General features: G+C 48.1%; 3 protein-coding genes. 2 read left to right on the top strand and 1 reads right to left on the bottom strand.

The window, feature by feature from the left end; translation table 11 throughout:
• Nucleotides 1–65: 65 nt before the first annotated feature.
• Nucleotides 66–1,091, top strand: coding sequence for an IS110 family RNA-guided transposase (locus tag H1S06_RS09150; RefSeq protein WP_181737921.1), 1,026 nt, complete (start codon nt 66–68; stop codon nt 1,089–1,091).
• A gap of 688 nt (nt 1,092–1,779) precedes the next feature.
• Nucleotides 1,780–2,511 carry a hypothetical protein gene (locus H1S06_RS09145; protein WP_220183833.1) on the top strand — a complete coding sequence of 244 codons (732 nt, stop codon included), beginning with the start codon at nt 1,780–1,782 and terminating at the stop codon, nt 2,509–2,511.
• Nucleotides 2,512–2,819: 308 nt separating this feature from the next.
• Here H1S06_RS09145 and H1S06_RS09140 read toward each other — a convergent pair whose 3' ends face one another.
• Nucleotides 2,820–3,770, bottom strand: coding sequence for an IS110 family RNA-guided transposase (locus H1S06_RS09140; RefSeq protein ID WP_181737915.1), 951 nt, complete (start codon nt 3,768–3,770; stop codon nt 2,820–2,822).
• Nucleotides 3,771–3,854 lie beyond the last annotated feature (84 nt).

Raw genomic sequence — 3,854 nt, 5'->3', positions numbered from 1 at the left:
TAAAATAATGAAATGGACGCCCCTCCTATACTGCTAGTTGGTAGCAACCAGGTGGAGGATGCATCATGGAACAGGTATCAGTGATCGGCTTGGATCTTGCGAAAAATGTCTTTCAAGTACACGGTGCTGATGAACGTGGGCGCTGCGTAATCAGAAAGTCATTGCGGAGGACACAGGTTTACGCATTTTTTGCAAAGTTATCCAAATGTACAGTTGGGATGGAAGCATGCAGCAGCTCGCACTACTGGGGTCGAGTTATTACTGACTGCGGACATGAAGTGAAGCTGATTCCACCCCAATACGTAAAACCTTATGTAAAAACCAACAAAAATGACGCTGCTGATGCGGAAGCGATTTGTGAGGCAGTATCTCGGCCACATATGCGTTTTGTGGAGCTGAAGACGCCTGATCAGCAGAGTATTTTGCTGATACACCGTGAGCGTGATGGGTTAATGAGAGACCGTACTGCTCTAATCAACCGCTTACGTGCAACCTTAGGTGAATTTGGCATAGCAGTGCCATCCGGCCCGGCGCGTCTAAAGCAGTGGTTCCGCGACAGCTATGGCATAAATGAAGATCAGCTGCCGGTACTGATGCAGCGCCACATTGAGCGTATGAGAGCTCGTTGGGTGGAGCTAGAGCGCTGCATTGGTGAGTTGGATCGTGAAATTGACCAACACGTGCAACACAATTCGGCATGCCAGCGTTTACTTGAAGTACCAGGTATTGGTCGTTTAACCGCTTCAGCTTTGGTAGCAACCGTGGGTAATGCATTGGCATTCAAGAACGGCCGCCAACTTTCAGCGTGGTTAGGCCTTGTTCCACGACAGCACTCGAGTGGCGGCAAAACAGTACTCAGAGGGATCAGTAAGCGTGGGGATGCATATTTGCGCAGGATGTTGGTTCATGGTGCGCGAGCAGTGCTAAGGCATTCAGCGACCAAGAAAAATGCCGTTAGCAACTGGTTACATGCACTATCAGTGCGAGCAAACAAGAATGTGGTCATTGTAGCAATGGCAAACAAGCTAGCACGTATAGCATGGGCATTATTGAATAAAGGGCAGCGGTACATAGAACCGGCTGCTGAATAAACCAATGACAGGAACGCGCTGAGGTTTGCGTGGGCAGAACTTGCTGATGACAGACAGGTAGAGCCGAGACTGGATAAGGCTGCGACTAACATCGTTCGTACAGAGAACGTTAAAATGATTAGCATCCAGTCAGCGGAATTCATCAGGGATAGAGGTTAATACCTCGTAAAAATCCGGATAGATGGCTGCAATACCTTCATGTCACGAAATGTTTTGCTTGCACAAAACGGGGCGTCCATAGATGTTATGCCTTTGGTAGTGGCCCTGAAGAAATATCGTAAAAAATCATGGATTATCATTAAATCATCAGTGGCACTCATTTTACTTTTCGTTAACCTGTTGCTTATCACTAACCAAACATGCAGATAAGGAACACACATGTGTATGAAGAGCACGGCATGTATGAGCAAGAGAAGCGGTAAACCTCTTACTGAATATCATTCAGAATATGAAGCACTAGAGGCTGCAGAGTATTCTAATATCAACTATGGTAACGATCTTGTTCCTTACAAATGTTCAAAGTGCAACCAGTGGCATTTGACACCTAAAAGCCGGAGAACTCCAAGTCGCAAATGCGAATATTGCACAGACTCGGTTGGCAGAGGAAAAGAACTATATGAAACTGAAAAAGCGGCTGAATTGCGCGCGGAAATATTAAGAGAAGAGCAAGGTGTTTGGCTTCGCGTATATGAATGTCCTTGCGATAATGGGTGGCATCTTACAAAAAGTATATAGTATTCCGAATCAACAAATAATGACTGCAGAATTGAAAATGAAAAACGCTAAAAAACGGCCATTCAAATGGACTCGTGAACTAGTGCGCTTAGCCCTGAATGATAGTTGGACGCAGACAGAGATCGCTAAGGCGTGCCGCACACAGCAGTCTGTAGTCAGCGCATGGAGCAAAGGCACAAAGCGCGGCACTGAGGAGCAATTAAAACCTCTTCTTAATATATATGGCAGCAAGCTAAGGCGAAATGCATTCCGCGTTTACTGGTCACTGAATCCTGAAAATTACGAAAAACAGTTCTTTCGCGTGGAAGGGAAAGTAATACTCTCACAGGCGTTCTTCGATCCTAGAAGGGATCAACGAGGAAAATTAGTTAAGAAAATCCCTATGCATAAACTGGTCATTCACCATCAAGGTGAAGGGAAATTCCGTGTCGCAATCCAGGGTCGGCTTACATTCCGTGATTCCAGTCAAGAGTTAGAGTGTAGCGTAGAGGATGCTATATGGAATTCTCAAATATCGGAACAGATGGACGTAAAGAGTTTACTTGAGTTTGTTGATAAGTATGCTGAGACAAAGCTGAGAGATTTTCCCAGCGATGCAAACACGCTTCCATTCTTGCTGAGGCAAGCATTACTCAATCACGGCATACCCGTCGATGGCGTTGTTGAATATCCAGCACTCTGGTAACCTTGGAAATGAAAACCCCAAAAGGAGATGAGCGCCTTTATTTGCTCAAAAGGGCCTACGGGCTCGCTGCTTGCTTACCTCAAAGGGTTAGCCTTGTGTATGGCCATTTGCCAGCACAACGCGATGCAAGCAAGTTTTGGTACGCATGGTCGCTGCTCAGAGCTGGGCTAGGAGAAAGCGAGAGTGATTATCCGAAACGCCATCATGCAAAATGGGTAAGGGGTGGGTCAGCGCCCAAGCCGTCAGTCATCTGGCCGCTTGGGCGTTTTTATTTGCATAACAAGTGACTGTGGTGTCTAGTTAAATATTTAAGCAATATTTTCGCCCCATCGTGTCTCGTTCTTGAGCATGGTGTTGAGCACCACGATCAGCTTGCGCATGCAGGCAATGATGGCCACTTTGGGCAGTTTGCCCTGGGCTTTCAGATGCTCGTAGAAGCGTTTGAATACAGGGTTACATTGGATCGATGACAGCATCGCCATGAACATGACCGTGCGGATACGGTGACGGCCTCCGCGGATGCGTCGCTTGCCATTCCAGGAGCCACTTTCGCGGTTCATGGGCGCGACACCGACGAGTGCAGCGATTTCCTTGCGGTTGAGTTTGCCGAGTTCAGGCAACTCACTGAGCAAGGTATAGGCGAGGACTTTTCCGACACCGGGCACACTGGTCAGGATCTCGGTTTTGACACGCCAGTGCTTGACCTGCATGACCGCTTCATCGATCTGTTTGGTGATAGTCTTTATCTGAGCTTCCAGCGAGCGTAGCACTGTTTTGATAGAGCGATGCAGAGCTTTGGGCAAGATCTGGAGACGGTTTTTCTCCATCGTCTGCATCTCAAGCAGCTGGCTACGGCGAATCAGTAAGTCCTTGATAAGACGAGACTGTTTGTCAGGGATTGGCTTGATATCGGGCTGTATAGTGGCCGCGAATTGGGCAATCACGCGGGCGTCAATCTTGTCCGTTTTGGCCAGTACTCCGATGGCCTGGGCATAGCGTCTGACACTGATGGGATTAACGACGACAATGGGCAGGTTGGCCTGATCGCAGGCAAACACGAAGGCGTGTTCATAGCGCCCTGTGGCTTCGACCACGATGCGTTCGATGTTGCGCTTTTTCAGCACATGAACGACCTTGAGGATGCTGTCTTCGTCGTTCGAAATTTGGAAATGGAGGTCCAGCGGATGCAGGACGATATCGAGTTTGGATTTGCCGACGTCTACGCCGACGTTGATGCTGATTTGGCTTTCTGTGTTCATGGTAATAAGCTGACTCTGCCTTGCTATGCGGGCTCGGGGCCCCGATGACTGTTCGAGTTATCGCTAAAGAGTCATGCAGCGCTA

Source organism: Marinobacterium marinum, assembly GCF_013868415.1.
In the GTDB taxonomy this organism is placed as follows: Bacteria; Pseudomonadota; Gammaproteobacteria; order Pseudomonadales; family Balneatricaceae; genus Marinobacterium; species Marinobacterium marinum.
This window is presented reverse-complemented; position numbering and strand designations above follow the sequence as displayed.